Below are 24,192 nucleotides of genomic sequence, written 5' to 3'. Positions count from 1 at the left end.
CGGCCCTCAACATCGCCTCGCGCGGCGTCGAGGGCTGGGCGGCAGTCAATCCGCCATACGTGGCCTGACCTCGCAGCCAGCGGGGAAGAGATCCGCAAGCCCGCCCATTCATGGGCGGGTAGTTGACTGGCGAGAATCAGCTCACCCAGGTCTCCGCTGCCAGTACCGGTTCGCTCGGCGGCGTGGCGCAGTGCGGCAACAGCGTCATCGGCCAGGAGGACGTGGCCATCTGCGGGTGGGCCGACGAGGGTAGCGTCGGCATGTTCCTGCACTTCTACGAGACCGCGGTGGATGTGAAGGGCGACTTCCCCGACATGCGTGCGGAGATCGAGACCAAGAACTGAGCCGTTAGTATCGGCGGCGTGGCAACGCGGCTCGTACAGGTGAACATGAAGGCGTACGACGATGCCAAGCTCGGCGCCTTCTGGGCGGAGGCGCTCGGTTGGGCCGTCTCCAGCGAGGGACCCGGCGTGACCAATCTCGAGCCCGAGGGTTTCGTCTACCCCGATCCGGTCGCGGTCTGCCTCGACCTGGTCGCGTCCCCGGAACCCAAGACGGCGAAGAACCGGGTGCACCTCGATCTCGCCACCACCTCGAAGCAGCATCAGGCGGAGCTGGTCGCCCGCCTGACCGGCCTCGGCGCCGCACCCGTCGACATCGGGCAGGGCGATGTGCCGTGGGTGGTCATGGCCGACCCGGAGGGCAACGAGTTCTGCGTCCTGGACTGGCATGATCCGATCTCGGACACCGGGCCGATCTCCACCGTCGTGGTCGACTGCGCGGATCCGCGAGCGATGGCCGGATTCTGGGGTGCGGCCATGGACTGGACCGTGCTGCGGGTGAGCGACCACAACGCGGTCCTGCGCTCGGCGGCGGGCGTCGGGCCGTATCTGCAGTTCCTGCGCACACCTGACGTCAAGACCGGGTGGAACCGCGTCCACCTCGATGTCCGTCCGTATCCGGGTGACGATCCGGCGGCGGAGGCTGACCGATTGCGGGCACTCGGCGCCACCACTGTCGACCTCGGCGGGAACGACATCCCGTGGACGGTTCTCGCCGACCCGGAAGGCAACGAGTTCTGCCTGCTCGCCCCGGGTTGATCCGCGTCAAGATGGACACCCTCATATCGACTCGCGCCACCATCGTGTGTCCAGCAACATTGACGCGTGGATGAGGCTCTCGATCGGCTGTACCGGACCGTGTACCGCGCAGCACGAGCAGGCGAGATCAACCGCACGGACGCGTTCGATCTGGCCGCGTCCGTGCTGGAGCTGAAACCGGCGGACCCGGATGCCGGCGAGCTGGCCTCGCTGAGCCTCGACGGCGCGGGCGTGAGCCGGTCCCGGATGGCCGAACTCGCCCTCACCCTGCTCGAGGAAGCCGGGTTCCGGCCGGGCTTCACCGAAGAGCCGGAGTGGCTGACCCGTCTCGAAGACGCCATGCGCCTGGTGAACCAGGACGTGGCCGCGACCGGGCTGCCCGACCGGTGCCGGCTTCGTGTCGACGAAGACCACTGGCCCGGCCACAACGGCAACGCCCACGCCGAGACGTGGGACGGCCATGCGGGCACGGGGGGAGGCATCGTTCCCGCATCCGGCGCCGACCCGGTGTCCGCGCTGGTGGCGGTGGCCGAAGACGCGCAGGACGCGGTGATGCACTCGCTCTGGTCGGTATGGCCGGTCTGTCCCGTGCACCGGCTCGGTGTCCACGCCCGGAGCCACGACGATGCCGCTGTGTGGTGGTGCGGCAGTGGCCGGCATGCCGTAGCGGCGATCGGCGCATGGCCGGATCGCTGAGATGCTCGTCGTGTGGAGAATGCTCTGGCCGGCGCCGTCGATGATCTCGAGGTCTACACCGACGTCGACGACCCGGTGGCCGACCTCGTCGTGACCATGGCGGAGGAGTGGGCGGCCGCCACCGGCCGGTCCCGCGAGGGGTCGGCATGAACCTCGCCTCGATCCGTGCGGACGTCGCCGTACTCGATGAATTGCTGCGGGAGATCGCGCAGCGCCCGGTCGACGTGCGGGACCCGGATTGGCAGGCGAACCTTCGCCGGGCGCCGGCGCCGGTGGAGGAGGCCGGGGTGGCGGCGGAGGCCGCCGCCGCGCTGGAGGCGCTGCTCGACGCGTACGAGAAAGGTGGTCCGTCGATCCGCGAAGAGGTCCGGGCCGTCTTCCGGGATTTCCCGTCGTTCCGCTGGGCGGCCCATCTGCCGGCCGAGTGGGAGTCGGTGGCGGAGTTCCGTCGCGGGTTGATGCACGTTTCCGCGATGGACCAGGGTGACGACCCGCGCGACCAGCTGATGAGGATCTGGTGGCTGTGTCATCGGGCCCGCTCGCGGGGCATCGACGTCGAACCCGTGCTCCGCGAGGTGGCGGACCTGTCCTCCGATGTGGATCGCTACGGGTTCGGGTCCGTGCGAACCCGGATCATGCGCGGGCTGGAGATACACGACCTCGGCTAGAGAGCGTGTGGTCGAGGTTCGCGTTCGCCGCCGGCTCCTTTCCGGTACGTGTGTCGCCGTCCCGAGCAGCCGCGCTGATTAGATTCGGTGGCATGCGCACGATCACGAGCGGCCGGCTCCTGCTGCGTCCCTGGCACGACGACGACGCGGACTTCCTCCTGGATCTGGAGTCGCGCTGGGAGGTCGTGCGCTTCCTCGGCCCGCATTCGGCGATCATGCGGACGAGGCGGGACGCGCTCGCGTCGATCAGGCGCCGGCGTGCCGTCGACCACCCCGTACACGGCATCTGGTTGATCACTGCGGCGGGCGGTGTGCCGGTCGGGAACCTTCTGCTCAAGCCGATCCCGTTGTCGGCGGGGGAGTCCAGCGGCGGGCCGGACGAGGTCGAGATCGGCTGGCATCTGCACCCGGAGGTCTGGGGACAGGGCTATGCCACCGAGGCGGCGGAGGCCGTCCTCCGCGATGCGTTCGGCCGTGGGCTGGCGAGGGTCGTCGCCGTGACCGATCCGGACAACCATGCCTCCCAGGCCGTCTGCCGGCGGCTCGGCATGACCGCTGCGGGGCGTACGGCGAAGTACTACGACGCCGTTCACGAACTCTTCGAGATGGTGCCCAGCTGACGTCGGCGATCCAGGGGGTGCGATGGATCGGGCCGTGCAGTTCGGCGGTCCGTCACGGCAGGGTGCAGAAGGTCTGGACGCTGCGGGGGTCGCCCGCGACGATGAGCATGTCCCCGCCGTAGACGGTGGTGGCGGCGGTCGTGTGGGTGAATCGCTCGCCCGGCCGTTTGATCGACATCACGGTCACGCCGTAGATGTTGCGGAGTTCCATGTCGGCCAGCGTCCGTCCGATGACGGCCTCCGGCGCGACGGTCTTGGCGAGCACGTAGTCCTCGTCGAACTGGATGAAGTTCAGGATCTGGCCGGTCACCAGGTGGGCCATGCGTTCGCCCATCTCCTGTTCGGGCAGCACCACGTGATGGGCGCCGACGCGGCGCAGGATGGTGGCGTGCTGGGGGCTCAGCGCCTTGGCCAGGATGTGCGGCACGCCCAGGTCGGTCAGCAGCGAGGCGGTCATGATGCTGGCCTGGATGTCGGTGCCGATGCCGACGACGACATTGGTCAGTTCGTGTACGCCCAGCTGGCGCAGGGCCTCCTCGTCGGTGGTGTCGGCGACCGCGGTGTGGGCGAGGGCGTCGGCGTGTGCCTGCACCGGGCGCGGGTCGGCGTCGATGCCGATGACCTCCCAGCCCTGGAAGGTCAGTTCCAGGGCCAGGGAGCCACCGAAACGGCCCAGCCCCAGTACGGCGATGCGCTCGTGGGTTGCCGGTTTCCTAGCCAACGATGATCCGCTCCTCGGGTCGTTCGTAACGGCGGTTGCGGTGCCGCAGAGCCAGTGCCGCGGCGGCGGTGATCGGGCCGAGCCGTCCGATGAACATCAGCGCGATGAGGATCAGGTGCCCGGCCGTGCCGACGTGGGCGGTGATGCCGGTGCTCAGTCCGACGGTGGCGAACGCGGAGGTCACCTCGAGGAGGACCTGGTTGAGGTCGAACGGGGTCAGGGCCAGCAGCGTCAGCGTGGCGGCCATCACCAGGCCGACGCTGAGCAGGGCGATGGTCAGCGCCTGCCGTTGGATGCCGGCGGGCAGGCTGCGGCCCAGGGCGTGCACGCTCGGCTCGCCGCGGATCTCGGCGAGGATCACGAAGCCGAGCAGGGCGAACGTGGTGACCTTGATGCCGCCCGCGGTGCCGGCGCTGCCGCCGCCGATGAACATCAGCATGTCGGTGGAGAGCAGGGTGACGTCGTGCATCTGCGCCACGTCGATGCTGTTGAACCCGGCGGTCCGGGGCATCACCGCGGTGGTGAACCCGGCCAGCAGTCTTCCGGCGACTCCCAGGCGGCCCAGCGTGGCGGTGTTCGCCCATTCGGCCCAGGTGATCACCAGCCAGCCGCCGGCGAGCAGTACACCGGTCATCGCCAGGGTGACCTTGGTGTGCAGCGAGCACTTCCGTGGGGTGCGCAGTTTGCGGCGCAGCTCGAACAGCACCGGGAACCCGAGCCCGCCGATGATGACGGCCGCGCAGATCGGCAGGCAGACGAGCGGGTCGCCGACGAACCGCATCAGGCTGTCCGGGTACAGGCCGAAGCCGGCGTTGTTGAACGCCGACACGGCGTGGAACAGCCCCAGATAGGCGGCGTGGCTCCAGCTCTGGCCGTAGCCTTCGGCGAACCGCCAGGTGAGCGTCGCCGCCACCGCGGCCTCCACCAGCAGGCTGATCCGCAGGACACCGAGGATCACCTGCCGGACGTCGCCGACACCCATGGCCTTGGTCTCGGCCTGGGTGCCCAACTGGAGGCGCATCCGTAGCCGGCCGGCCACCAGCAGGCCCAGCAGTGACGCCACCGTCATGATGCCGAAGCCGCCGATCTGGATCAGCCCCAGGATGACGGCCTCGCCGAACCCGGACCAGTAGCTGCCGGTGTCCTCGATGACCAACCCGGTCACACACACCGCGGACGTGGCGGTGAACAGCGCCGTGACAGCTCCGGCGCCGCGGCCCGACTCGGTCGCCGGCGGGAGCATCAGCAGCCCCCAGCCGACCATGACGGCCACCGCGAAGCCGGCCACCACCAGCCGGGACGGATGCCGCACCACCTCCCCCAGCACCCGGACGACCGGTACGGGTAGCCGTACCCGATGAAGTCTTCGCGCCGTCGCGGCGACACGCCGCCACAGCCAGGCCCGGAGATCGGTGTCGGCGCGGCGCCGCGCCCACCGCGGCGCCCGTTCGGTGGCCGGACCGGCCAGCGGCGCCCAGAGCAGCACGGCCACGCCGATGGCCACCACGGCGAAGAACCCGGCGACCGTCGCCAGCCCCAGCAGCAGTTGGCTCAACGTCGAGTCCACCCGATCATGATCCCGAATCGGGCGGGGTGGTGTTGCCGACTCGGCCAACGGGGTCCGAATGTCGAGGTTCCGTCAGCCCACCAGGCGCTTCGCCAGCACGTGCTCGCGGCGGATCCCGTCGGGCATCAGACCGCTGATCTCGCCCGTGTCCCGGAACCCGTTGCGTTCGTACAGGGCCCACGCGTTCTCGTTGCCCTCCGCCACGGCCAGCCGCAGCACCCCGGCTCCCTTCTCGCGGGCCCACCGTTCCACGGCGGCGACCAGGAGATCTCCGGCTCCGCGGCCGCGTCCCGCCGGAGCGACGTACATCGAGATCAGCTGGGCGATCCGCTCCTCCTCGCCCGGCACGCCGCTCGCCATCCCCACCGGCTGCCCGTCGACGACCGCCACCAGGTTGATCGAACCCGGAATCGCCAGCCGGGCCCGCCACCGGTCCTCCCGGTCGCCCTCACCCGACCAGTCCGCCAGCCGGGCGCCGAACGCGTGACCCGCCTCGGTCAGTGCGGCGAGCCGCAACTCCCGCCAGATCTCCCAGTCGTCCGGAGTCAGCACCCGCGTCTCGATCATGCATGCAGGCTGCCTCACGAGCGAGGAGCGGACAACTCGATTCCGACGCCGGATGGCATCATCCGGTGATGGAAGCTGATCTGCGGGTACGTGCCGGCGGCGAGGGCGAGCCGCTGCTGCTGTTGCTGCACGGGCTGGGCGCCACCGGTGACGTGTGGTCCGGCTGGTGGCCCGAACTGACGAAACACTGGCCCGGCCGGTGGATCGCGCCGGACCTGCCCGGGCACGGCGGGTCGCCGGAGCTGCCGGAGTACACGTTCGGCGCCCTGGCCGAGGCGGTGAGCCCGCTCGTGACCGGCGGCGGCCCCACCGTCGTACTGGGCCACTCGCTCGGCGGGGTGGTCGCCCTCGCCCTGGCCGCCCGCCTGCCGGTCGCCGCGGTGATCGGGCTCGGCATCAAGGTCGCCTGGACCGGCCCGGAGCTGGAACGCGCCCGGGCCATGGCGCAGAAGCCGGTCGCCTGGTTCGACTCGGCGGACGAGGCCGCCGCCCGGCACCTGCGGGTGTCCGGGCTGGCCGGGCTGCTCACCCCGGACGACCCGGCGGTACGCGCGGGAATCCACGAAACCGGCGGCCGCTGGCGGCTCGCCCTCGACCCCCGCGCCTTCGGGGTGGGGGAGCCGGACATGACGGCACTGGTGGCCGGCACGCCCGCGGCGGTCACACTGGCCCGCGGCGAACACGACCCGATGAACACCGATGACCAGTTGCGGCAGTGGGGCGTACCGGTCGTCACCCTGGCCGGGCTGGGCCACAACGCCCACGTGGAGAGCCCGCGACACTGCCTGACGCTGCTGGCGGATCACGTCACCGATCAGTAGTACCGGACCAGGCAGAACTCGTGATCCTCCGGGTCGGCCATGACGACCACCACGCCTTCGTCGTAGTCGTGCCGTTCACCGGTGGAGCGTCCACCGAGAGCGACGACCGTCGCCATGGCCTCCTCGATGTCGTCGACGGCGACGTCGAGGTGGATCCGCACCTTGCCGGTGGCCGGCTCGGAGACCGGCTGGAACACCAGCCGCGGCTGCGGGTCACCCCGCTCGCCGAGATAGACCCACCCCTGCTCGGACGGTCCGTGCTCACGGCCCAGCAGGACACTCCAGAATCGCGCCACGCGCTCCGGATCGAGACAGTCGATCGTCACTCCGGACCAGACATTCGCCATGCCGAACGATGATGGCAGACCAGGCTGGAACCGGTACGGCGTGATCGGTCAACGAGCGGGGGTGTCGCTGATGACCGTGCCGCCGAGGCCGGAGCGGGACGTGGGCTGGCCGACCAGTTCGACGAGGACCTCGTCGCGGCAGGCGGGGCCGAACACGGCGGTGACGGCGTCGGTGAACGCGGACACCAGCCGGGCGACGACCTGGGGCGCGTCCGGTCGGGCGAAGACCTCCTCGCGCATGCCGAACGTGACCGAGGGCGCGGCTGCGGCGACCGCCACGCCGCCGCGCGACCAGCGGCCGGCCGGAATGCCGATCAGCCGGACGTCCACCGAGGCGCGCGCCCACTCGCCGTACACGGACACGACGGCGTCGGTCAGTTCGCGGATGAGGCCGGGTTCACGCCCGGTGAGGTCCTCTTCGAGCGCGTAGAGCGTCACGTGCGGCATCGGAGGACTCCTCGGCATCGGGAAGCGGTCGGGGGGGCTGCGATCGAGCAGCATAGAGCCGTCTTTCCCCAGGATGAAGCTATTTTCCGGACAGTGGGCGCGACCCGATGATGATCTCCAACAGGATAGGTTCCCGGTGTGACGATCGTTCGGTCTCTGCTGTTGTTCGTGCTGGCCGCGCTCGCCGAGATCGGCGGCGCCTGGCTCATCTGGCAGGGCTGGCGGGAGAACCGCGGGTGGTGGTGGATCGCCGCCGGGGTCGCCGCGCTCGGCGCCTACGGGTTCGTCGCGACCCTGCAACCGGACGCCCACTTCGGCCGGATCCTGGCCGCCTACGGCGGCGTCTTCGTGGCCGGGTCGCTGGCCTGGGCCATGGTGGTCGACAAATTCCGGCCCGACCGGTGGGACGTCATCGGTGCGGCCATCTGCCTGGCCGGCGTAGCGGTGATCATGTACGCGCCGCGCGCCGGCCACTGACCACCACGGTTCCTCGATCCGGCGCGGGAGAATGTCAGACCATGACCACGATCACCACGATGACCGGCGAGCACGCCGCCCAGGTGCTGGAGATCTACCGGCTCGGCATCGCCACCGGTAACGCCACCTTCGAGACCGAGCCGCCCGCCTGGGAGCGGTTCGTCGCCTCCCGGCTGCCCGATCAGCGTTTCGTCGCGCTGGGCGCCGACGGTGGCGTGGCCGGCTGGGTCGCGTGCAGCCCGGTCTCCGAGCGCTGTGTCTACGCCGGCGTCGTCGAGCACTCCGTCTACGTGCATCCGGATCACGGCGGCCAGGGCATCGGCCGGGCCCTGCTCGACACGCTCATCACCAGCACCGAGGCGGCCGGGATCTGGACCATCCAATCCGGGATCTTCCCCGAGAACACGCCCAGCCTCGCCCTGCACGCCGCGTGCGGCTTCCGGACCGTCGGCACCCGCGAACGCGTCGGCAGGCATCACGGTGTCTGGCGTGACGTCATCCTCCTCGAACGCCGCAGCCCGATCGTCGGCTGAACCACGTAAGTACTTCGTAAGGCGGCCGGGGCTGGCGGTCGTCCGGGATCGGGCGGTTGACTCGAATGGTGACTCGCCGACTTCTCAGCAGACCCCTCACCTGGATCGCTGTCGTGGTGCTCGGCCTCGGCGCGGCGGGCGGCCTCTACTGGTTCCAGCCCTGGCGGCTGTTCACCGACACCGTCGTCACCGACACGCTGTCGACGGTGCCGCAGCCGTCCGGCTCGCCCGCCGCCTCCGCCTCCGCCGCCTCCGTGGCCGCGCCGGTCGTGATCGCCCAGGGTGACTTCATCACCCACGAACACGACACCAGCGGTACGGTGCGGATGGTGCGCAACCCGGACGGCAGCCACCAGCTGGAGATCGCCGGGCTGGACACCAGCGACGGCCCCGATCTGCGGGTGTGGCTGTCCGATCAGCGGGTGCGCACCGGAACGGCCGGCTGGCGGGTGTTCGACGACGGCGAGTACGCGGAACTCGGCAGACTCAAGGGCAACCACGGCGACCAGGTGTACCGGCTCGCCGCCGGGATCGACCCGGAGGCGTTCCGCAGCGTCACCATCTGGTGCAAACGGTTCTCGGTCTCGTTCGGAGCCGCCGAACTCGCCGCCGTCCGGACCGGGTGATCCAGGTTCGACCGGTGGGAGCTCTAGGCGTCGCCGGCCTTGGCCAGTACGTCGTGCAGGTGGGCGACACACTCGGCCACCGCCGGCAGCGCCGCGCTGCGGCCCAGTGACCGCGGCCGCGGGATGTCGACGGCGAGCACCTCACGCACCCTTCCGGGCCGTGGTGACAGGACCACGACGCGGTCGGCGAGCAGCACCGCCTCCTGGATCGAATGGGTGACGAAGACCGTGGTCGCCGGCCGGGCCAGGTGCAGCGCCTGCAACTGGGCGGCCATGTCCTCGCGGGTGAGGGCGTCCAGCGCCGAGAACGGCTCGTCCATCAGCAGCACCCGGGGCTGCTGGATCAGCGCCCGGCACAGGGCCACCCGCTGCTGCATGCCGCCCGACAACTCGTACGGATGCCGGTGATGAAATCCGGCCAGCCCGACCGCGTCCAGCAGTTCGCGAGCCCGGCCGGCGCCCGCGGCTCGTGGCAGCCGTGCCATCTCGACCGGTAGCAGCACGTTGCCCAGGGCGGTACGCCAGGGCAGCAACGCCGGCTGCTGCTGCATCAGCGCCACGTCCCGGCGTGGCCCGTGCACCGGGCCGCCGTCGACGGTGATCGTGCCCGACGTGGGTTCGAGCAGCCCGGCGATCAGCCGCAGCAGGGTGGATTTGCCGCAGCCGGACCGGCCGATCACCGCGACGAACTCGCCCTCGGCCACCGTCAGGTCGATCTCGTGCAGCGCGGCGACGGTCTCGGACCGGGCCGGGAACGTCCGCGACACCCGGGTCAGCGCGATCATCCGGAGATCGCCCGCGCCCACGGCACTAGCAGTCGTTCCAGCGCCACCACCAGGTAGAACAGTGCGGTGCTGAGGACTGCCAGCAGGGTGATGGCGGCGAACGCGAGCGGTGTGTCGAACGACGTCCCGGACAGCACGATCACCGCGCCGAGCCCGCCGGTCGGGTTGTTGATCTCGGCGACCACGGCGCCGATCACGGCGAGGGAGATGCCGACCTTCAGCCCGACGAACATCTGCGGCAACGCCCACGGCAACCGGATCTTGACGTACGCCTGCCAGACGCTCGCCGACAGCGACCGGCTCAGCTCGCTCAGCTCCGCCGGGGTGGAGGTGAGCCCGGCCATCGTGGCGACCACGACCGGGAAGAAGCAGATCAGCACCACCAGTACGATCTTCGGCTGCGCGCCGAAGCCCAGCCACACCACCAGCAGTGGCGCGACCGCCACCTTCGGCACCGAGTTCAGCGCGACCAGCACCGGCAGGGTGGCGCGTTCCAGGGCACGCCAGGCGGTCAGGGTCATCGCCAGCAGCAGTCCGGCGACCACGGCGATGCCGAATCCGGTCACCGTCACCGCGACCGTGGAGCCGGTCTCCCGCAACAGGTACGCGGGCTGCCGCCGGAACGCCTCGACGATGTCCGGCGGCGCCGGCAGGAAGAACGACCGGATCCCGAACACCGCGGTCGCCGACCACCAAACGGCGAGGGCGGTCACCGCGCCGAGCACCGGCAGACCCGCCGACCGGATCCGGGTCACCGGCGGCGGCCCATCGTGGAATAGGTGAAGTGGCCGCGCACCACCAGGGCCGGGTCGTCGGCCAGCCGGCGCAGGCGCTCCAGTTCGGCCTCGGTCATGCCGGCCGCGCGCAGTCCGGCGCCGACCTGCGCCACGTTCACCGCGATCAGCCGGGCGCCCGCGGTGCCGCCGGCCCACGACGCGGCGCGGATCTCGGTGGTCACCTCGTCGAAGCCGGCCGCCAGCAGCGCGGCGTGTGCGCGGCCGGCCCAGGCGGGATCGGCGCCGTTGGCCGGCAACAGTTGATTCACCAGAATGCGGTGGTACCGCTCGACCAGTTCGGCGGCGGCCGCGTCGGGGGCGGCCAACACCACATCGGGGTACGCCGACAGCCAGTCCTCGACGAGCAGGATCCCGCCCGGTGCGAGCGCGTCGGCAAGGCGTACCAGAATCTGGTCTTGATCGTGAAGGTGGGCCAGGACCAGGCGCGCGTGGATCAGATCCCACGGTGGCTCCGGGATCGGATCGGTGGTGAGGTCGTGGCGGCGGACCTCGTACCCCTGATCGCCGGGAAGGTGCCGCGGGTTGAGATCGGTGGCCAGCACGTGCGCGCCCCGCTCCGCCAGCCGGCGCGCCACGCTGCCGCCGCCGGCACCGGCCTCGAGGCAGCGGCGGCCGGTCAGATCGCCAAGCGCGCCGAGCCGGTCGAACGTGAACGGGTCGAGGATCTCGGCGAGCAGATCGTGCCGCAGCTGGGCGGCCGGGTCGTCGTTGTCGAAGGAGTAGGCGGCCCTCATGCCGTCGGCGCCAGCGAGAAGTCCACCACCGACTCCGGGGTCAGGCCGGGCGGAATCAGGCCGTTGGTCTCCAGTGTGGCCAACGCGTCGGCGACCTTGGTCTTGTCGATGACCCCGGACGGTTCGACCGCGGGCGCCATCAGCGTGATCTCACCGACGGCGGCCGTGACGTCGGCGGTCGGCTGCGCCTTCTTCAAGATCTGCGCGGCCTCGTCGGGATGCTCCAGGGTGTACCGCAGGCCTTTCAGCGCCGCGTCCCGGAACCGGCGGACCATGTCCGGATCGGCCGTGGTGACCTTGCTCGACGCCATCAGGCCGTTTCCGAAAAGACCGGGCAGGAACTCACTGTACGGAAGGACGACCGTCTTCTTGCCGCCCGCCGCCTTCTCGATGCCCCGGGCGCCGATCAGGAAGGTGCTGAGCGCGTCGACCCGGCCACTGGCCAGCAGTGACGGCAGTTGAGCCGGTGGGGCGTTGATCCACTTCACCTTGTTGGCGTCGATGCCGGCCAGCTTCGCGTACGCCGGGAAGAGCAGTTGGTTGACCGAGCCGGTCGCCGCGCCCAGCGTGTGGCCCTCCAGGTCCTTCGGCGTGGTGATGCCGGATCCCTCCAGCGCGATGATCGAGACGAGGGTCTGCTGATGCACCGCGGCGAACGCCCGGATGTCCGGGGCCTGTCCCTTGCCCGCCAGGATCCAGGCGCCGGTCATGTCCAGGTTCGCGAACTGTGCCTGCCCGGCGCTGAGCACCTTGATGTTCTCGCCGGTGGCGGCGCCGAGCTGGATGGTGACGTCCAGGCCGGCGTCGCGGAAGTAGCCCTTCTCCTGCGCGACCCAGGCGAAGGCGTCCCGGCCGACCGCGCCGAACGCGGTCAGGTAGGTCACCTTGTCGGCGCCGGCTTCGGGGGACTCCCCGGAATCCCCGCAGCCCGTGATCAACAGGACGGTCGACAGAAGAATGGCACGTATTTTCCTCATCGAAAACCTTCCGTGGAAACCCCCGGCTTCAGCCGTGGAGAGGAATCGGGTTCCCTGCGGAGCAGGTCAGGGATAACCGATCCGCCGTCAGGGTGGATGGGCGTCTGGTCAGACGTTGCGCTGCCTCTCGGCATGCCTCTTCGCGATTCTTGTCGGGTTGTGCCGCCGGCGGTGGTGGCGACGTGGCTGTTGGCGCGCAGGGTCGGCGTCCGGGATGTGAGTCGGGTGTCGACCTCGCCCTTTGGTGACGTTGCGGCGTCACTTGGGGTATCAGACGAGGTGGTGGGTGCAGCAGTATGCGGAGTTGCCGTCGGATCGAATCTCGCGGGGCCAGCGGGAGGCAAGTTGTCTCCTGTACAGTGGTCGGTGTGGTGGAGACGGTGCGTTACACCTATCGCCTGCGGCCCGGCCGTCAGGCGCTGGCCGCACTGCTCGCCGAGTGGTCCCGTTGCCGCTGGCTGTGGAACGAAGCGGTTCACCAGCAGAAATCCGGTCGCAAGCCGACGTTCGGCAGGTTGTCGAAGCTGTTGACCGAGGCCCGCGCCCGATTCTGCTGGCTGCGCGACGGCTCGCAGGTGGCTCAGCAGCAGACGCTGCGTACCTACATGATGTCCCTGGACGCCTCGTTCTCCGTGAAGAGCCGTGGCCGTCCGAAGGTCAAGCGTAGAAAGAACAGCCTGCCGTCGCTGGAGTACACCACCAACGGTTTCACGATCAAGGATGGCCGGCTGCGGCTTGCCAAGGGCGTGACCATACCGGTCGTCTGGTCCCGCGAACTTCCCTCGGACCCCAGCTCCGTGCGGGTCTACCAGGACAACCTCGGCCACTGGTACGCGTCCTTCGTCGTCCTGCGTGACCCGGCCGCCGTCGCGGACCCAGACCTGCCCGGCATCGGTATCGACTGGGGTGTGACCACCACCGCCACCACCACGAACCCGGCTTTTGACCTGCCGCACCTGGGTCACCGCAAACGCTGTGCCGCCGAGTTGGCCAAGGCGCAGCGCGCGATGGCCCGCCGCCGCCGACCGAAAGGCCGACCGGCGTCGAAGGGCTACCAGACGGCGAAGCGGCAGGCCGCCAGGATCGTCAAGAAGGCCGCCCGGCAGAACACCCACGACGCCCGGGTCTGGGCCAAGAAGCTCGTCGACCATCACCACCTGATCGCGGTCGAGGACTTCAAACCGACGTTTTTGACCAAGACCAGCATGGCGCGCAAGGCGGCCGACGCCGCGATCGGCGTCTGCAAACGAGAACTGATCGACCGTGGCAAACGGGCGGGCCGGAAGGTGGTGCTGGTGCCGCCCGCCTACACCACGATGGCCTGCTCCGGGTGCGGCGAGAGAGCCAATCTCCGCCTCGGACTCGGTGTCCGCATCTTCGAGTGCACGGCCTGCGGCTACACCGCAGACCGTGATCTCAACGCCGCGAGGACGATCCTCGCCACGGCCGAACGCGACCGTGCCAGTGTCGACGACATAAGACATCGGATCGCCTCCCTCCGAGGCGGATCAGATGCGGTCTGAGCTGGGAAATCCCCTGGATCCATCCGTGGGGATGTCGTTAACGCCATGATCCCCCGCACCGGCGGCAAATGCATCGGAAACGATACGCCTCGATGGGCAAGATCGGTGCCCTTAGGACATTGATTCGAGTGTCAGGAAGCCCGTGCCGCGCCACGTTCGTGTAACCAGGCGACGACCTCGGCGTCACCGCCGCGGATGGCGGCGTCCAGCGGGGTCAGGTTCTCCCAGCGGGGGATCCGGTCGAGGTCGGCGCCCCGGTCGAGCAGGAACCGGGCGGCCTCCAGCTGTCCACCGTGGCAGGCGCCCCAGAACAGGTCGTCCACCTCGGCCGGGCCCGGCCGACCGGGCCCGTCGAAGGCCGCGTGCAGCAGGTCGAGCCGGCCGAGCGTCGCGGCGTGCCACAGCGTCACGTGCGCGCCCCGCTCGACCAGCCGGCGGGCGGCCCGCCACTGCCCGAACGCGGTCGCGTCGTCCAGCGGCGTGCCGCCGGCGATCACCGCGCCCGGCGCGTCGATGTCCGCGCCGGCGTCCAGCAGGGCGTCGAGGACGGGGACGTCGTCGCAGCTGGCCGCCCAGTGCAGCGGCGTCTCGGCGTGCGAGCCGGTGAACCGGGCGCCGACGTCGGCACCCGCCGCGACGAGCGCCGCCACCGTGGCCGGGCCGTCCGGGTAGTTTCCGGGCCAGTCGGTGACGACGTGCAGCAGGGTCCGGTCGCCGATGCGGGCGGTGGCCAGATCCGGCCGTCCGGCCAGCAGCTCCCGCAGCCGTGCGACGTCCCCGGTCCGGATCGCCGCGACGACCGCGACCGCGAGTGGATCCCCGGGGTCGAGCACGGCCATGCCGCCCATACTACGGACATCTGTCCTGGCTGCCGCCCCGCGTCGTGCGGGCGCTGTCGAGCACGTCGGCGCCGGGCGGCAAGAGGGCGACGGTCGGCAGCGGATCACGTTTGTCGATCTCGGCGAGATAACCGGCCCACTGCTCGGGGAGGGCGATCAGGTGGAAGACGAACTCCTTGCCGGCCTCGGTGTCGTCGCCGATGGTGGTTCGGGTCGTGGTCCATCGGCCGTCGCTGTCGACATTGATCGGTTGCATCGGCGCGTACATGCCATGGGGCGTCTCGGCGATCAACCAGAGGCTCTTACCGTCGGGTACCGAAGCCCTGCCGTCGAGTCTGGCGCATCGATCGATGCTCGCCGGCACGTCGATCTCGGCTCTCATGCTCAACCTGGCCGCCGCGGCGGGACCGTACGCGACTCCGAGAGCGACGACCGCTGAGACGCCCGCTCCGACCAGGCCACTGAACAGTTGATGCCGCCGAACGAAGAGCCGGAACCGGCCGGGGGTGGAAGTCGTCATTCGCAGCAGGTTAGGGACGACGTGAGGTGGATGGGTGTGACTGTCCTGAGCGGATTCACGGCGCGCGACAGTCACTTGTCGAGCGGCCCGCCGTCCGGTAGGTAGCGCAACCACCACCGCGCTGCCGCGCGTGTTGCCGGTGACCGTGCCGGGTCGTCGACGACCTCCTGGAGCAGGGCGCGCCGGCGTCGCATGCCCAGGGCGTAGACGAGGGCGGACTCTCCGGTGCGCGGCGCCATGAGATGCCGCCAGAGGGCGGGCGGTGAATCGCCCGGCATGTGGCCCAGGCTGCGGACGGCCGCGTCGCGTATCGGCGCCGGCACGTCGAGGGCACAGGCGAGACGTTCGGCCGTCCGGCGGTCGTCGCTGAGCGAGGCGAGCGCGCTCAGCAGCCGTACCCCGTCCACCGGTTCCCGTGCCGCCAGCCTCTGATCGATCCGGTGGGCCAGCGGCGCGCGCAGCGGGCTCGCGGCGAGCAGCCGGATGGCCACGTAGCGGGCGGTCGCGTCGGGGTCGTACAACATCGCGATCACCAGTCCGGTGGCGGCGCCGGCCGGCAGGCCGACGTCGCAGGCGGCGGCGTGGGCGAGCGCTTCGGCGAAGGCGATCCGCTCCGGGCCGGGCGGCCGGCCGGGGCGCCGCGGGGACGGTGTCCGTCCGGGGAGGTGGCCCAGCCGCCTCTTCTGCTCCGCGACGAGCCGGGCGCCGGCCTCGACCTCCGGGCTGACCGGATCGCGGAGGTGCCGGGACACGACAGCGGCCGCGTCGGGATGCCGGGAGCCGTCCAGGCCGAGAAGCACGTCGCCGCCGGGCGTGAACTCGCGGTCGCGGGCCAGCTGGTCACACAGATCGATCGCGATCGGCCCGAGCGCCGGATGGCCGATCAGCCGGGCCAGCGCCTCCTGCCGGCGGGCCCAGCCGTCGCCCTCCGCCGCGCACAGTTCGGCCGTGAGCCGGCCGGTGAGCATGCGGACGTCACGTTCACGCAGGCAAGGGTGCGGGTCCGTCGAGACCAGGCAGGTCAGGTCGTCCCAGTCGGCTCCGCTCATCGGGCCGCCGTCGGCCTGCTCCACCAGGGCGAACGTCCGCTCGCGACGCTCCGCTGCGGTCACCGTGGGGCGCCGGATGACCGGCCCGCCGATCGCCCCGGTGGCCGCCCGGTGGGCCACGTCGAGCGCGGGCAGCAGGTCTCGGCCGCAGATGCTCTCGTAGCGGCGGACGACAGCGATCGTGGGCTTGCGGTCGCCCTTCTCCCAGGCGTGCACCCGGCCGCGACTGGCGCCCGTGTGGTCGGCGAATCGGGTGACGGTGAAGCCGGCACACCGGCGGTGGCTGGCGAGAAGCCAGGCGGTGCGCTCCTGTGTCAGGGCGTCGTTCGGCACACGATGACGGTATCGGCGGGGCCGGCCGCCCGGAGCGGGTCACGCGCCGAGCAGCTCGTGGAAGTCGGCCAGGCGGAAGGTGCCTTTGAACCGGGTGGTGGCGGTGGCGTCGAGGAAGCCGAGTTCCGGAACCCAGCCGGCGCCGCCGGACGGGCCGAGGGTGAGGATGACGCCGTCCGGGAACGGCTCGTACGTGGTGAGCGGTCCGCCCTCGATCAGGGCGCGGATGTTCGCGGCGGCCACTTCGCCCTGGTGTCCGGCGGCGCGGGCCGTCTTCAGCTCGGGTGTGTCGTTCGCGTCGCCCACGGCGAAGACCCGGTCGTGGCCGGCGACCCGCAGATGCCCGGTGACCGGCAGCCGGCCGTCCGGGCGCCGGACCGCGGACAGGGCGGCGCCGAGGTGGTCGCTCGGCACCGTCGTGCCGTAGCAGGCGAACCACAGGTCGGCGTCGATCGTCTCGCCGTCGGCGGTGGTCGCGATGAACGGCCGCACCGTGCCGGCCGGGGTGTCCGGCAGGGTGTCGAGTTTGGCGCCGAGCCGCACCCGTACGCCGAGGCCGTCCAGTTGCCGGGCCACCTCGGCACGCAGGTCGGCGGTGAACCGGCCGCCGAGCAGCTCGGGTGCCGGGTCGACGACGGTCACCGGCTTTCCCGGCCAGGCCGCCGCGATCTCGCCGGCGAACTCCAGGCCGGTCGCGCCGGCGCCGAGCAGCACTACCCCGGACGCCGCCTGGAGAGCCTCGTGCGTCTGCCGCAGCCGTTGCCGGCCGGTGTCGAGCCGGTGCGGGAAACCACCGGCCGACCCGGTCGCCAGCACCACGTAGTCGGCGTCCAGACGGGTGCCGGAGGCGAGGACGACCCGGCCGGGCCGGACCTCGGCCGCGGTGTCGCGGACCACCCTGCCGCGGGTGAGCAGTCTGTCGTACCGGATGAAGATCTTCTCGGCCCAGGCCGGGTCGGTGGCCGCCCGCAGTTGAGCGACGACGTGGACGAAGGTCTCCTTCGGATCCACCAGCGTCACCTCCGCGATGTCGTCGAGGGCGCGGGCCGCCGCGATGCCGCCGTAGCCGCCGCCCACCACTACCACTGTCGAAGCCATGTCGGACTCACCTTTCGTCGGGTCGTCTCGACTGTCGTGTGTCCGGCGGGCGGCAGGGAGACCGCGCTCAGGGTGGTATTCGCGGGGCCACCTTCGGCGGGCCGGGCGTTGTTACTGTCGGCGGGTGGGCGACAACGAGCTGGGCCTGTTCCTGCGTGCCCGGCGTGCGGAGGTGACTCCGGCGGAGGTCGGTCTGCCTCCCGGGACCCGCCGGCGCACGCCCGGCCTGCGCCGTTCCGAGGTGGCGATGCTCGCCGGCATCAGCGTGGAGTATCTGATCCGGCTCGAGCAGGGCCGCGATCGGCGCCCGTCGCCGCAGGTGCTGGCCGCGCTGGCCGGCCCGTTGCGGCTGACCGCCGCGGAGCGCGCCCACCTGCACCGGCTCACCCGGACGGCCCGGCTGTGCGGTGGGCTGATCGAAGACCGGGACCATACGGTACGACCGGGGCTGCGCGGCCTGCTCGACCAGCTGGAGCCGGGCGCGGCGATGCTGGTGAACCAGGTCGGCGACGTGCTGGCGTACACGTCGGGGTTTCGTCGCCTGGCCGGGCCGATCGGCCTGCTGGCCGGCGATCCGCCGAACGTGAACCGTTACGTCTTCACCGACCCGCGCGCCCGAACGACGTACCCGGACTGGGCTCAGGTGGCCGACGAGCAGGTGGCGGCGCTGAAGGACGGCCCGCCCCGCCCGGATTTCACCGCCGAGCTGGCGGCGTCGGCGGGTGACGAGCTCACGCAACGGTTGCGGCGGGTGCCGGGCCTGCCGCGGGCGCACGGTGTGCTGCGCCTGGAGCATCCCGAGGCGGGGTCGCTGCGGCTCGCGTACGAGACGATGAGGTTGCCGGGCGACGACGATCTGCGGCTGGTGGTCCAGTTGCCGGCCGACGAGGCTACCGCCGAGGCGCTGCGCGGGATCGCACCGCTGCGGCTGGTCGCCGGCTGATCGCCGGTCACGACGGGCTGCCGTCGTCGCCTTCGACCGTGATGTGGTAGGGGTTTCCGCCGCCGTCGGCCTGGTCGGTGGAGATCCGCAGGAGGTGGTAGGCGCCGGCGGTCGTGCGCAGGCAGACGGTCACCGTGTCGCCGGGCCGTCCGGCCAGCCTCGGCTTCAGCAGCAGTTCGTTTTTCGAGCCGTGGGCGGCTCGGGTGTCCGCGCACGTGCCCGGCTCCCGGAACCAGTTCTCGGCGCCGTTGAGGGGGTAGAGGTTGTCGGGCCCGACGCGCACGTCGGCCGTGCCGGGACGGGATTCCGGTGAGTCCGCCGGTGTGACGACCGGCGGCTGCTGATCGAAATCCACCAGCCGGTCGCCGTTGATCGCGTAGGTGCGGCCGGTCGGTGCGGCGACCTCCGGGGTGTGCGGAGTGGGCGGGGGAGGGGCCGCGACCCGTGTGGTCGTCGCGCGGGTGGTGAGCAGTGGCAGCGGGGCGTGCAGCGGCCGGTTCACGGTGGACGTCTGTTTCACCGGAACGGTCGGCGGTGATGGTGACGGCGACGGTGAAACGGACGGTGACGGTGAGCTGGGCTCCGAGGTCGCGGCCGACGGGCCGGGTCTGCGCTGCACCGGATCGGCGCGGGCGGCGGGCGTCTCCGTCTTCGGCGCCAGGAAGTAGACGGCCGCGGCCACCGTGGCCGCGATGATCGCCATGACGGCCACGATCGCGACCACCGTGCCCCGCTCCACCGTGACGTCCCGCCCGGCCGTGTGGCCGTGGCGGGCCGGCTGCTGTGGGCCGCCCTGTTGCTCCTCGGTGGACACCGGCGGCTCCTTGCGGTTGAGAAGGTAGGGCCGTAGCAGGGCGGCGACCGCCACCACCGCGCTTATCGCACTGCCGAGCCGGTCGGCTCTTTGCAGCCCCACGGCGTAGAGGTAGACGCCCAGGCCCACGACGATCCCGCCGGCGACCACCCGTTCCACCAGGATCCGCGGGGAATCCGACGGTCGTGTCGCGCGCAACTGTCTCCTCCGGCCGGGCCCGTGGTGGCGTCCTTCGGCACTTCAACGCGACGGCGGCTCTCCGGGTGACGGCCGGGCTGCCGCACGGGCCGGGGCGTGATAGGTTCCGCCCAGGTCATGAGCGCCAGCGCCAAGCCCCGGCTCGCTGGCCGGCAACCCTCCGTTCGCGGGCGGGGTGCCCCGGGTGATGACCAGGCCTGAGTTCATCCACTTCGGGCAAGCCGCGAAAGGGGCCCTCATGAGCACAGTGGATTTCCGTACGGCCGTGGCCGCCGACGCCACCCGCATCGCCGATCTGCACGCCGACAGCTGGCGCCGCCACTACCGGGGCGCCTACTCCGATGCCTTCCTGGACGGCGACGTCGCCGCCGACCGTCGCGACGTCTGGGCGGGCCGGCTGGCCGCACCGGCCGGGACGCGAACCCTGGTCGCCGAACGCGACGGCCGGCTGGTCGGTTTCGTGCACCTGGTCATCGGCGACGACCCGGTCTGGGGCAGTCTCGTCGACAACCTGCACGTCGTCCACGACCAGCACCGCAACGGCATCGGCACCGGCCTGCTGTCCCGCGTGGCCGCCGCGGCCGGCGACGCGATGTACCTGTGGGTGCTGCGGCAGAACACCGCGGCACAGCGGTTCTACCGCGCCGCCGGCGCCCGGTGCGTGGAAACCGGCACGGTCTCGCCGCCCGGCGGTGACCCGTCCCGGCTCAACGGCACGCCCGAGAAGCTGCGGATGGCCTGGCCGGACGCCGCGAGCCTGGCGCGCCTGTCCGCGGACTGAGGCCCGCCGCGGCGGATCATCCGGGGCCGCCGCGGCGGGCTGCCCGGATCAGCGTCATGGTGACCAGCATGCCGGGCAGCATCGCGGCCAGGGTGGCGTCGCCGTAGCGGGGCAGAAGCAGCACCGGCACCATGGCGGTGGCGACCGCCGTCGCGGCAGCGGCCGCGACCAGCAGCCGTACCCTCATCGGCCGATGCTCGACGGTGGCGTCCCAGTCGGTGACGAGTTCGTCGAACGGGTCGGGCCGCTCGGCCGGCGCCAGGCTGTCGGCGCCGGGGACCAGCCGGAGCCGGTTGCAGATGTCGGTGACGCCCGGTGTGGCGCGGGCCAGGTCGGCCGCGGTCACCCGGGCCTGCCGGCGGGTGACCGTGCCGAGCAGGGTGACGACACCGTTCTGCGCCTCGACGGTGACGCGTTCGCGGGCGAGCCGGGGATCGTCGAGGATTCGCCGGATCACCCGGCAGGTCAGTTCCACGTCGGGGCGGGTGGCCGGGCGGGCCTTCCGGTGGAAGGCGGGCCCGTCCTCGGGCGGTAGGGGCCACACGGCGGACTCCTGGGATCTTCCTCTGGCTGATCCGCGGACGGGGTGCCGGCGCCCGGACCGGTACGCCGGCACCCCGTCGCGGATCAGGATCTGCTCACGGCCTCAGGCGCCCATGATGGCGTCGATGATCGCCTGCTGGGTCACCGTCGCGGAGTTGCGGTCGAACAGTGCGAACCCGTACTGGCCGTTGTAGCCGTTGTCCCAGTACGCGGTCGCCGCGCCGTACTTCTTGGCGGTGGCGACCAGGGTGCGCGCGTAGTCCGCCCGGTACCTGTTGTTCGTCGAGTCGTACGCCGTCTTGTCGATCGAGCCGTACTCGCCGACGAACACCGGGTAGCCCTTGACCACGAAGGTGTCGTACATCTTCTTCAGCTGTGCGTCCATGAAGTCCTGCTGGCCCCATGTCGACTTCTTCGCCGGATCGGTGGCCGCCGGGCCCCACTGGGTGATGGCGCCGCTCTCCGTTCCGGTGAAGTCCCACGGGTCGTAGTAGTGCACGGAGATCATGATTCGCTGTTCGGCGCTGGGGATGGCGGCCGACCGGTACTGGTCGGTGGGCAGTGTGAAGCCGTAGTTGCCGGCGGTGTAGTCGATGTTGGTGTTCCAGCCCGGTACGAGCAGCCAGCGTGACGTGTTGTTGCCGCCGGTCTTGCGGACGGTGTCCACGAAGATCTGGTTGTAGGCGTTGATGTTGGAGTAGCACGGCTGGGTCGGGTTGCCGTACTGCCCGTCGAAGTTCTCGTTCATGGACTCGAAGATCAGGCGGCCGCTGTAGCTCTGGAACCGGGTCGCCACCTGCTGCCAGACCTTCTGGTACTTCTCCTTGATCGTCGTCTGGGAGGACGCGTCGCAGATGAGCCAGGCGCCGTTGATGCTCTTGTAGCCGTCACCGTGCATGTTGATCAACACGTACAGTCCACGGTCGTGAGCCAGGTTGACGACCTCCTGGATCCGGTTCAGCCAGGCGGAGTCGACGGTGTAGTTCGGTGCGGCCCCGATCTTGCCCAGGTAGGACACCGGGATGCGGATCGTCTTGAACCCGGCCGCCTTCACCCGGTCGATGAGGGCGGCCGTCACGACCGGGTTGCCCCAGGCGGTCTCGCTGGGGATCCCGTTGCTGTTGGCCTCCAGCTGGTTGCCGAGGTTCCAGCCCTTGCCCATGTCCGCGACGAGCTGCGCGGCGTTGCCGGTGACCGGCCCGGTGGACGGCGAGGTGGACGGGGAGGCAGACACCGACGCGGACGGGGATGTGGACGGCGACGTGGCCGGCGAGCTGCTCGGGGTGGTCACGCCTCCGGTGCAGGCCGTGCCGTTCAGGGTGAAGGCGCCGGGCACCGGATTGGTGCCGGTGAACGCGCCGTTGAAGCCGAACGACGTGGCGGCGTTGGTGGCGACGGACCCGTTGTAGGAGGCGTTGCGCACCGTCACCGCGGCTCCGGACTGGGTGAAGGACCCGTTCCACAGCTGCGTGACGGTCTGGCCCGCGCCGAAGGAGAACCCGAGGGTCCATTGCGTGATCGGGTCACCCAGGTTGGTGATCTTCACGTCGGCGCCGAAGCCGCCCTGCCACTGGCTGGTCACCGTGTAGTCGACCTTGCAGCCGGCGGCGGCGCTCGCTTGCAGCGCCACCGCGACCGAACCGCCGACGGCGACCACGGCCATCGCGGCCGCGGACAGCACTTTTCGTGTTCGAGACATGGGGATGATTCCTTCGGGGGATTCGGGAGCGCTCCCATTGGGGGTGGGTCGAAGCTCCGTCGGGCGAGAGGATTACGCATACTATGCCTGACGATCCCTCCGGGGTATGTACCGACCGGCGTCTCAGCCGGCGGCCGCCGGTGGTGGGTGCTGCCGGCCATGCGGGATGAGCTGCTGCCGTGAGTCGGTGGAGGTGCGGTGCGGCAGCCCGTCGTGCGCCTCGCCGTACTGCCCGGTGCGGGTCAGCGGCGGTGAGTAGGCGTGGATCGTGACGGTCGGCCCCGCGCCCGGGTCCATCCGCATCCGGTGGATGGCCGTGGAGTCTGACGGTCATCGTCGATGCGTTCCACGCCGCGCCGACGGTAAACCGGCGATGCTCTCCCGCGGCGCCGGAACGAGCACACCGGCATCATCGCGAGCAACAATGATGGGGTGCCCGCGGTCCAGTGCGATATCGAGCCGGCCGGGACGCGCCTCCTGGTGCGCGTCCGGGGCGAACTGTCGATGGCATCGGCTCCCACCGTCCGGCTCGCGCTGCTCAAATGCCTGGTGGAGCAGCCCGACGCGGTCGTCGTGGATCTCACCGCGACGGTGGTCACCGAGCCCGCCTCGGTGTCGGTGTTCCTCGCCGCCGCCCGTCAGGCCTCGCTGTGGCCGGGCATTCCCCTCCTGCTGGCCGTACCGGACCCGGCGCTGGCGCGATCGCTGACCAGCGGATACAAGCGTCTGCCCGTGTACCCGTCGGTGCCGGAGGCGCTGGACGCGCCGATGCGGCGGCACAAGCCCACCATCAGGGACACCCTGCTGCCCGCCTCCGGCGCGGCCCGGCACGCCCGCGCCCTGGTCACCGAAGGATGCCTGCGCTGGGAGCTGCCGCACCTGGTCGGCCCGGCGTGTGTCGTGGCGGGCGAACTGGTCACCAATGCGGTCGTGCACGCCCAGACGATGATCGACTTCCGGTTGACGCTCGGCCGTCGCTACCTGATCGTGGCCGTCCGCGACGGCAGCGACGCCGTGCCGGTGCTGCCACCGGCGCCCTCCGATGATCCGGCCGACTCGCGCGGTCTGCTGCTGGTGAGCGCCATGGCGGACCGATGGGGCATCCTGCCGGCCCAGGGCGGGAAGGTCGTCTGGGCGACCCTGTCCCGCCGGGGCCTGACGGTCGACCTGCCACCCGGTCGAGGGATCGACGTTTGATCATGCGGATCGCGGTAACGTGACTCGTTGCATCAGGACAATTACGTCAACTACCCGCCCATGAATGGGCGGGCTTGCGGATCTCTTCCCCGCTGGCTGCGAGGTCAGGCCACGTATGGCGGATTGACTGCCGCCCAGCCCTCGACGCCGCGCGAGGCGATGTTGAGGGCCG

Annotated in this window: 31 protein-coding genes and 1 riboswitch; of the genes, 14 read left to right on the top strand and 17 right to left on the bottom strand. The window is 70.9% G+C overall.

What is annotated here, in order from left to right; genetic code table 11:
* Window positions 1–122: 122 nt before the first annotated feature.
* From J5X75_RS42850 to J5X75_RS42825, 6 genes are all read left to right on the top strand, one after another.
* The gene (locus tag J5X75_RS42850; RefSeq protein ID WP_208473474.1) at window positions 123–344 is read left to right on the top strand and encodes a hypothetical protein; all 222 of its coding nucleotides are present in this window, start codon (window positions 123–125) and stop codon (window positions 342–344) included.
* An 18-nt stretch (window positions 345–362) separates the two neighbouring features.
* Window positions 363–1,100, top strand: a complete 738-nt coding sequence (locus J5X75_RS42845; protein ID WP_208473473.1) for a VOC family protein — start codon at window positions 363–365, stop codon at window positions 1,098–1,100.
* A gap of 66 nt (window positions 1,101–1,166) precedes the next feature.
* Window positions 1,167–1,796 (top strand): hypothetical protein, encoded by a 630-nt coding sequence (locus J5X75_RS42840; protein ID WP_208473472.1) that lies wholly within the window; start codon window positions 1,167–1,169, stop codon window positions 1,794–1,796.
* Between the two features lie 12 nt (window positions 1,797–1,808).
* Window positions 1,809–1,946 (top strand): hypothetical protein, encoded by a 138-nt coding sequence (locus tag J5X75_RS42835; RefSeq protein ID WP_208473471.1) that lies wholly within the window; start codon window positions 1,809–1,811, stop codon window positions 1,944–1,946.
* A complete protein-coding gene (locus J5X75_RS42830; protein WP_208473470.1) occupies window positions 1,943–2,464 on the top strand; it encodes a hypothetical protein in 522 nt (173 codons plus the stop codon). The genes J5X75_RS42835 and J5X75_RS42830 overlap by 4 nt, the downstream gene beginning before the upstream one ends.
* Window positions 2,465–2,556: 92 nt before the next feature.
* A complete protein-coding gene (locus J5X75_RS42825; protein WP_208473469.1) occupies window positions 2,557–3,084 on the top strand; it encodes a GNAT family N-acetyltransferase in 528 nt (175 codons plus the stop codon).
* Between the two features lie 52 nt (window positions 3,085–3,136).
* On the opposite strand, the gene J5X75_RS42820 is transcribed toward J5X75_RS42825, so the two are convergent.
* The 3 genes from J5X75_RS42820 to J5X75_RS42810 all read right to left on the bottom strand — a co-directional run bounded on the left by J5X75_RS42820 (window position 3,137) and on the right by J5X75_RS42810 (window position 5,939).
* On the bottom strand, window positions 3,137–3,805 hold the full coding sequence (locus tag J5X75_RS42820; protein ID WP_208473468.1) for a potassium channel family protein: 669 nt from the start codon (window positions 3,803–3,805) through the stop codon (window positions 3,137–3,139).
* Window positions 3,798–5,372, bottom strand: a complete 1,575-nt coding sequence (locus J5X75_RS42815) for a TrkH family potassium uptake protein (RefSeq protein WP_307798646.1) — start codon at window positions 5,370–5,372, stop codon at window positions 3,798–3,800. The genes J5X75_RS42820 and J5X75_RS42815 overlap by 8 nt, the downstream gene beginning before the upstream one ends.
* A 72-nt stretch (window positions 5,373–5,444) precedes the next feature.
* Window positions 5,445–5,939, bottom strand: a complete 495-nt coding sequence (locus J5X75_RS42810; RefSeq protein ID WP_208473467.1) for a GNAT family N-acetyltransferase — start codon at window positions 5,937–5,939, stop codon at window positions 5,445–5,447.
* Between the two features lie 68 nt (window positions 5,940–6,007).
* Here J5X75_RS42810 and J5X75_RS42805 point away from each other — a divergent pair, with 68 nt between their 5' ends.
* On the top strand, window positions 6,008–6,760 hold the full coding sequence (locus J5X75_RS42805) for an alpha/beta fold hydrolase (RefSeq protein WP_208473466.1): 753 nt from the start codon (window positions 6,008–6,010) through the stop codon (window positions 6,758–6,760).
* Here J5X75_RS42805 and J5X75_RS42800 read toward each other — a convergent pair.
* Window positions 6,754–7,107, bottom strand: a complete 354-nt coding sequence (locus tag J5X75_RS42800) for a VOC family protein (RefSeq protein ID WP_208473465.1) — start codon at window positions 7,105–7,107, stop codon at window positions 6,754–6,756. The two genes, J5X75_RS42805 and J5X75_RS42800, sit on opposite strands and share 7 nt — an antisense overlap.
* A gap of 48 nt (window positions 7,108–7,155) precedes the next feature.
* Window positions 7,156–7,554, bottom strand: coding sequence for a hypothetical protein (locus J5X75_RS42795; RefSeq protein WP_208473464.1), 399 nt, complete (start codon window positions 7,552–7,554; stop codon window positions 7,156–7,158).
* A 138-nt stretch (window positions 7,555–7,692) separates the two neighbouring features.
* Here J5X75_RS42795 and J5X75_RS42790 point away from each other — a divergent pair, with 138 nt between their 5' ends.
* From J5X75_RS42790 to J5X75_RS42780, 3 genes are all read left to right on the top strand, one after another.
* Complete coding sequence (locus J5X75_RS42790; protein ID WP_208473463.1) at window positions 7,693–8,031, top strand: YnfA family protein; 339 nt, start codon at window positions 7,693–7,695, stop codon at window positions 8,029–8,031.
* A gap of 41 nt (window positions 8,032–8,072) precedes the next feature.
* Window positions 8,073–8,564, top strand: coding sequence for a GNAT family N-acetyltransferase (locus tag J5X75_RS42785; protein ID WP_208473462.1), 492 nt, complete (start codon window positions 8,073–8,075; stop codon window positions 8,562–8,564).
* 68 nt (window positions 8,565–8,632) lie between these two features.
* The gene (locus tag J5X75_RS42780) at window positions 8,633–9,190 is read left to right on the top strand and encodes a DM13 domain-containing protein (RefSeq protein WP_208473461.1); all 558 of its coding nucleotides are present in this window, start codon (window positions 8,633–8,635) and stop codon (window positions 9,188–9,190) included.
* A gap of 23 nt (window positions 9,191–9,213) precedes the next feature.
* On the opposite strand, the gene J5X75_RS42775 is transcribed toward J5X75_RS42780, so the two are convergent.
* The 4 genes from J5X75_RS42775 to J5X75_RS42760 are packed head-to-tail and all read right to left on the bottom strand — an operon-like array spanning window position 9,214 to window position 12,483.
* A complete protein-coding gene (locus J5X75_RS42775) occupies window positions 9,214–9,975 on the bottom strand; it encodes an ABC transporter ATP-binding protein (RefSeq protein ID WP_208473460.1) in 762 nt (253 codons plus the stop codon).
* A complete protein-coding gene (locus J5X75_RS42770) occupies window positions 9,972–10,730 on the bottom strand; it encodes an ABC transporter permease (protein WP_208473459.1) in 759 nt (252 codons plus the stop codon). Before J5X75_RS42770 ends, J5X75_RS42775 begins: the two co-directional genes overlap by 4 nt.
* On the bottom strand, window positions 10,727–11,506 hold the full coding sequence (locus J5X75_RS42765) for a class I SAM-dependent methyltransferase (RefSeq protein ID WP_208473458.1): 780 nt from the start codon (window positions 11,504–11,506) through the stop codon (window positions 10,727–10,729). The genes J5X75_RS42770 and J5X75_RS42765 overlap by 4 nt, the downstream gene beginning before the upstream one ends.
* Entirely contained in the window at window positions 11,503–12,483 is a 981-nt protein-coding gene (locus tag J5X75_RS42760; RefSeq protein ID WP_208473457.1) for an ABC transporter substrate-binding protein, read from the bottom strand. Before J5X75_RS42760 ends, J5X75_RS42765 begins: the two co-directional genes overlap by 4 nt.
* A gap of 368 nt (window positions 12,484–12,851) precedes the next feature.
* On the opposite strand from J5X75_RS42760, the gene J5X75_RS42755 reads away from it, so the two are divergent.
* Window positions 12,852–14,006: an RNA-guided endonuclease InsQ/TnpB family protein gene (locus J5X75_RS42755; RefSeq protein ID WP_208473456.1), complete on the top strand. Its 1,155-nt coding sequence runs from the start codon at window positions 12,852–12,854 to the stop codon at window positions 14,004–14,006.
* A gap of 131 nt (window positions 14,007–14,137) precedes the next feature.
* Here J5X75_RS42755 and J5X75_RS42750 read toward each other — a convergent pair whose 3' ends face one another.
* The 4 genes from J5X75_RS42750 to J5X75_RS42735 form a co-directional block, all read right to left on the bottom strand.
* Window positions 14,138–14,845: an ankyrin repeat domain-containing protein gene (locus tag J5X75_RS42750; RefSeq protein ID WP_238490980.1), complete on the bottom strand. Its 708-nt coding sequence runs from the start codon at window positions 14,843–14,845 to the stop codon at window positions 14,138–14,140.
* Between the two features lie 10 nt (window positions 14,846–14,855).
* A complete protein-coding gene (locus J5X75_RS42745) occupies window positions 14,856–15,365 on the bottom strand; it encodes a hypothetical protein (RefSeq protein WP_208473454.1) in 510 nt (169 codons plus the stop codon).
* A 71-nt stretch (window positions 15,366–15,436) separates the two neighbouring features.
* Window positions 15,437–16,747 carry a helix-turn-helix domain-containing protein gene (locus tag J5X75_RS42740; RefSeq protein ID WP_208473453.1) on the bottom strand — a complete coding sequence of 437 codons (1,311 nt, stop codon included), beginning with the start codon at window positions 16,745–16,747 and terminating at the stop codon, window positions 15,437–15,439.
* Window positions 16,748–16,786: 39 nt separating this feature from the next.
* Window positions 16,787–17,845 carry an NAD(P)/FAD-dependent oxidoreductase gene (locus J5X75_RS42735; protein WP_208473452.1) on the bottom strand — a complete coding sequence of 353 codons (1,059 nt, stop codon included), beginning with the start codon at window positions 17,843–17,845 and terminating at the stop codon, window positions 16,787–16,789.
* Window positions 17,846–17,969: 124 nt separating this feature from the next.
* On the opposite strand from J5X75_RS42735, the gene J5X75_RS42730 reads away from it, so the two are divergent.
* On the top strand, window positions 17,970–18,788 hold the full coding sequence (locus J5X75_RS42730; RefSeq protein ID WP_208473451.1) for a helix-turn-helix domain-containing protein: 819 nt from the start codon (window positions 17,970–17,972) through the stop codon (window positions 18,786–18,788).
* A gap of 7 nt (window positions 18,789–18,795) precedes the next feature.
* Here J5X75_RS42730 and J5X75_RS42725 read toward each other — a convergent pair whose 3' ends face one another.
* Window positions 18,796–19,800, bottom strand: a complete 1,005-nt coding sequence (locus tag J5X75_RS42725; protein WP_208473450.1) for a hypothetical protein — start codon at window positions 19,798–19,800, stop codon at window positions 18,796–18,798.
* Window positions 19,801–19,913: 113 nt separating this feature from the next.
* A riboswitch (SAM riboswitch) is annotated at window positions 19,914–20,029 on the top strand.
* 9 nt (window positions 20,030–20,038) lie between these two features.
* On the opposite strand from J5X75_RS42725, the gene J5X75_RS42720 reads away from it, so the two are divergent.
* Window positions 20,039–20,581 (top strand): GNAT family N-acetyltransferase, encoded by a 543-nt coding sequence (locus J5X75_RS42720; RefSeq protein WP_208473449.1) that lies wholly within the window; start codon window positions 20,039–20,041, stop codon window positions 20,579–20,581.
* A 16-nt stretch (window positions 20,582–20,597) separates the two neighbouring features.
* Here the strand turns inward: J5X75_RS42720 and J5X75_RS42715 are convergent, their stop codons facing one another.
* The 3 genes from J5X75_RS42715 to J5X75_RS42700 form a co-directional block, all read right to left on the bottom strand.
* Window positions 20,598–21,125, bottom strand: coding sequence for a BON domain-containing protein (locus J5X75_RS42715; RefSeq protein ID WP_208473448.1), 528 nt, complete (start codon window positions 21,123–21,125; stop codon window positions 20,598–20,600).
* A gap of 102 nt (window positions 21,126–21,227) precedes the next feature.
* Window positions 21,228–22,823: a cellulase family glycosylhydrolase gene (locus tag J5X75_RS42710; protein WP_238490979.1), complete on the bottom strand. Its 1,596-nt coding sequence runs from the start codon at window positions 22,821–22,823 to the stop codon at window positions 21,228–21,230.
* Between the two features lie 123 nt (window positions 22,824–22,946).
* Window positions 22,947–23,126, bottom strand: a complete 180-nt coding sequence (locus J5X75_RS42700) for a hypothetical protein (RefSeq protein WP_208473447.1) — start codon at window positions 23,124–23,126, stop codon at window positions 22,947–22,949.
* 129 nt (window positions 23,127–23,255) lie between these two features.
* Here J5X75_RS42700 and J5X75_RS42695 point away from each other — a divergent pair, with 129 nt between their 5' ends.
* Window positions 23,256–24,020 carry an ATP-binding protein gene (locus J5X75_RS42695; protein ID WP_208473446.1) on the top strand — a complete coding sequence of 255 codons (765 nt, stop codon included), beginning with the start codon at window positions 23,256–23,258 and terminating at the stop codon, window positions 24,018–24,020.
* The last annotated feature ends 172 nt before the right edge of the window (window positions 24,021–24,192 follow it).

The sequence above is a fragment of the Actinoplanes flavus genome, assembly GCF_017592555.1.
In the GTDB taxonomy this organism is placed as follows: Bacteria; Actinomycetota; Actinomycetes; order Mycobacteriales; family Micromonosporaceae; genus Actinoplanes; species Actinoplanes flavus.
This window is presented reverse-complemented; position numbering and strand designations above follow the sequence as displayed.

Excerpts from the sequence above, each read along its gene's own strand:
- J5X75_RS42710 (WP_238490979.1), bottom strand. The coding sequence starts at position 22,823 with ATGTCTCGAACACGAAAAGTGCTGTCCGCGGCCGCGATGGCCGTGGTC.
- J5X75_RS42760 (WP_208473457.1), bottom strand. The coding sequence starts at position 12,483 with ATGAGGAAAATACGTGCCATTCTTCTGTCGACCGTCCTGTTGATCACG.
- J5X75_RS42785 (WP_208473462.1), top strand. The coding sequence starts at position 8,073 with ATGACCACGATCACCACGATGACCGGCGAGCACGCCGCCCAGGTGCTG.
- J5X75_RS42800 (WP_208473465.1), bottom strand. The coding sequence starts at position 7,107 with ATGGCGAATGTCTGGTCCGGAGTGACGATCGACTGTCTCGATCCGGAG.
- J5X75_RS42745 (WP_208473454.1), bottom strand. The coding sequence starts at position 15,365 with ATGACGACTTCCACCCCCGGCCGGTTCCGGCTCTTCGTTCGGCGGCAT.
- J5X75_RS42810 (WP_208473467.1), bottom strand. The coding sequence starts at position 5,939 with ATGATCGAGACGCGGGTGCTGACTCCGGACGACTGGGAGATCTGGCGG.
- J5X75_RS42775 (WP_208473460.1), bottom strand. The coding sequence starts at position 9,975 with ATGATCGCGCTGACCCGGGTGTCGCGGACGTTCCCGGCCCGGTCCGAG.
- J5X75_RS42795 (WP_208473464.1), bottom strand. The coding sequence starts at position 7,554 with ATGCCGCACGTGACGCTCTACGCGCTCGAAGAGGACCTCACCGGGCGT.
- J5X75_RS42700 (WP_208473447.1), bottom strand. The coding sequence starts at position 23,126 with ATGCGGATGGACCCGGGCGCGGGGCCGACCGTCACGATCCACGCCTAC.
- J5X75_RS42825 (WP_208473469.1), top strand. The coding sequence starts at position 2,557 with ATGCGCACGATCACGAGCGGCCGGCTCCTGCTGCGTCCCTGGCACGAC.
- J5X75_RS42720 (WP_208473449.1), top strand. The coding sequence starts at position 20,039 with ATGAGCACAGTGGATTTCCGTACGGCCGTGGCCGCCGACGCCACCCGC.
- J5X75_RS42805 (WP_208473466.1), top strand. The coding sequence starts at position 6,008 with ATGGAAGCTGATCTGCGGGTACGTGCCGGCGGCGAGGGCGAGCCGCTG.
- J5X75_RS42735 (WP_208473452.1), bottom strand. The coding sequence starts at position 17,845 with ATGGCTTCGACAGTGGTAGTGGTGGGCGGCGGCTACGGCGGCATCGCG.
- J5X75_RS42830 (WP_208473470.1), top strand. The coding sequence starts at position 1,943 with ATGAACCTCGCCTCGATCCGTGCGGACGTCGCCGTACTCGATGAATTG.
- J5X75_RS42765 (WP_208473458.1), bottom strand. The coding sequence starts at position 11,506 with ATGAGGGCCGCCTACTCCTTCGACAACGACGACCCGGCCGCCCAGCTG.
- J5X75_RS42750 (WP_238490980.1), bottom strand. The coding sequence starts at position 14,845 with ATGGCCGTGCTCGACCCCGGGGATCCACTCGCGGTCGCGGTCGTCGCG.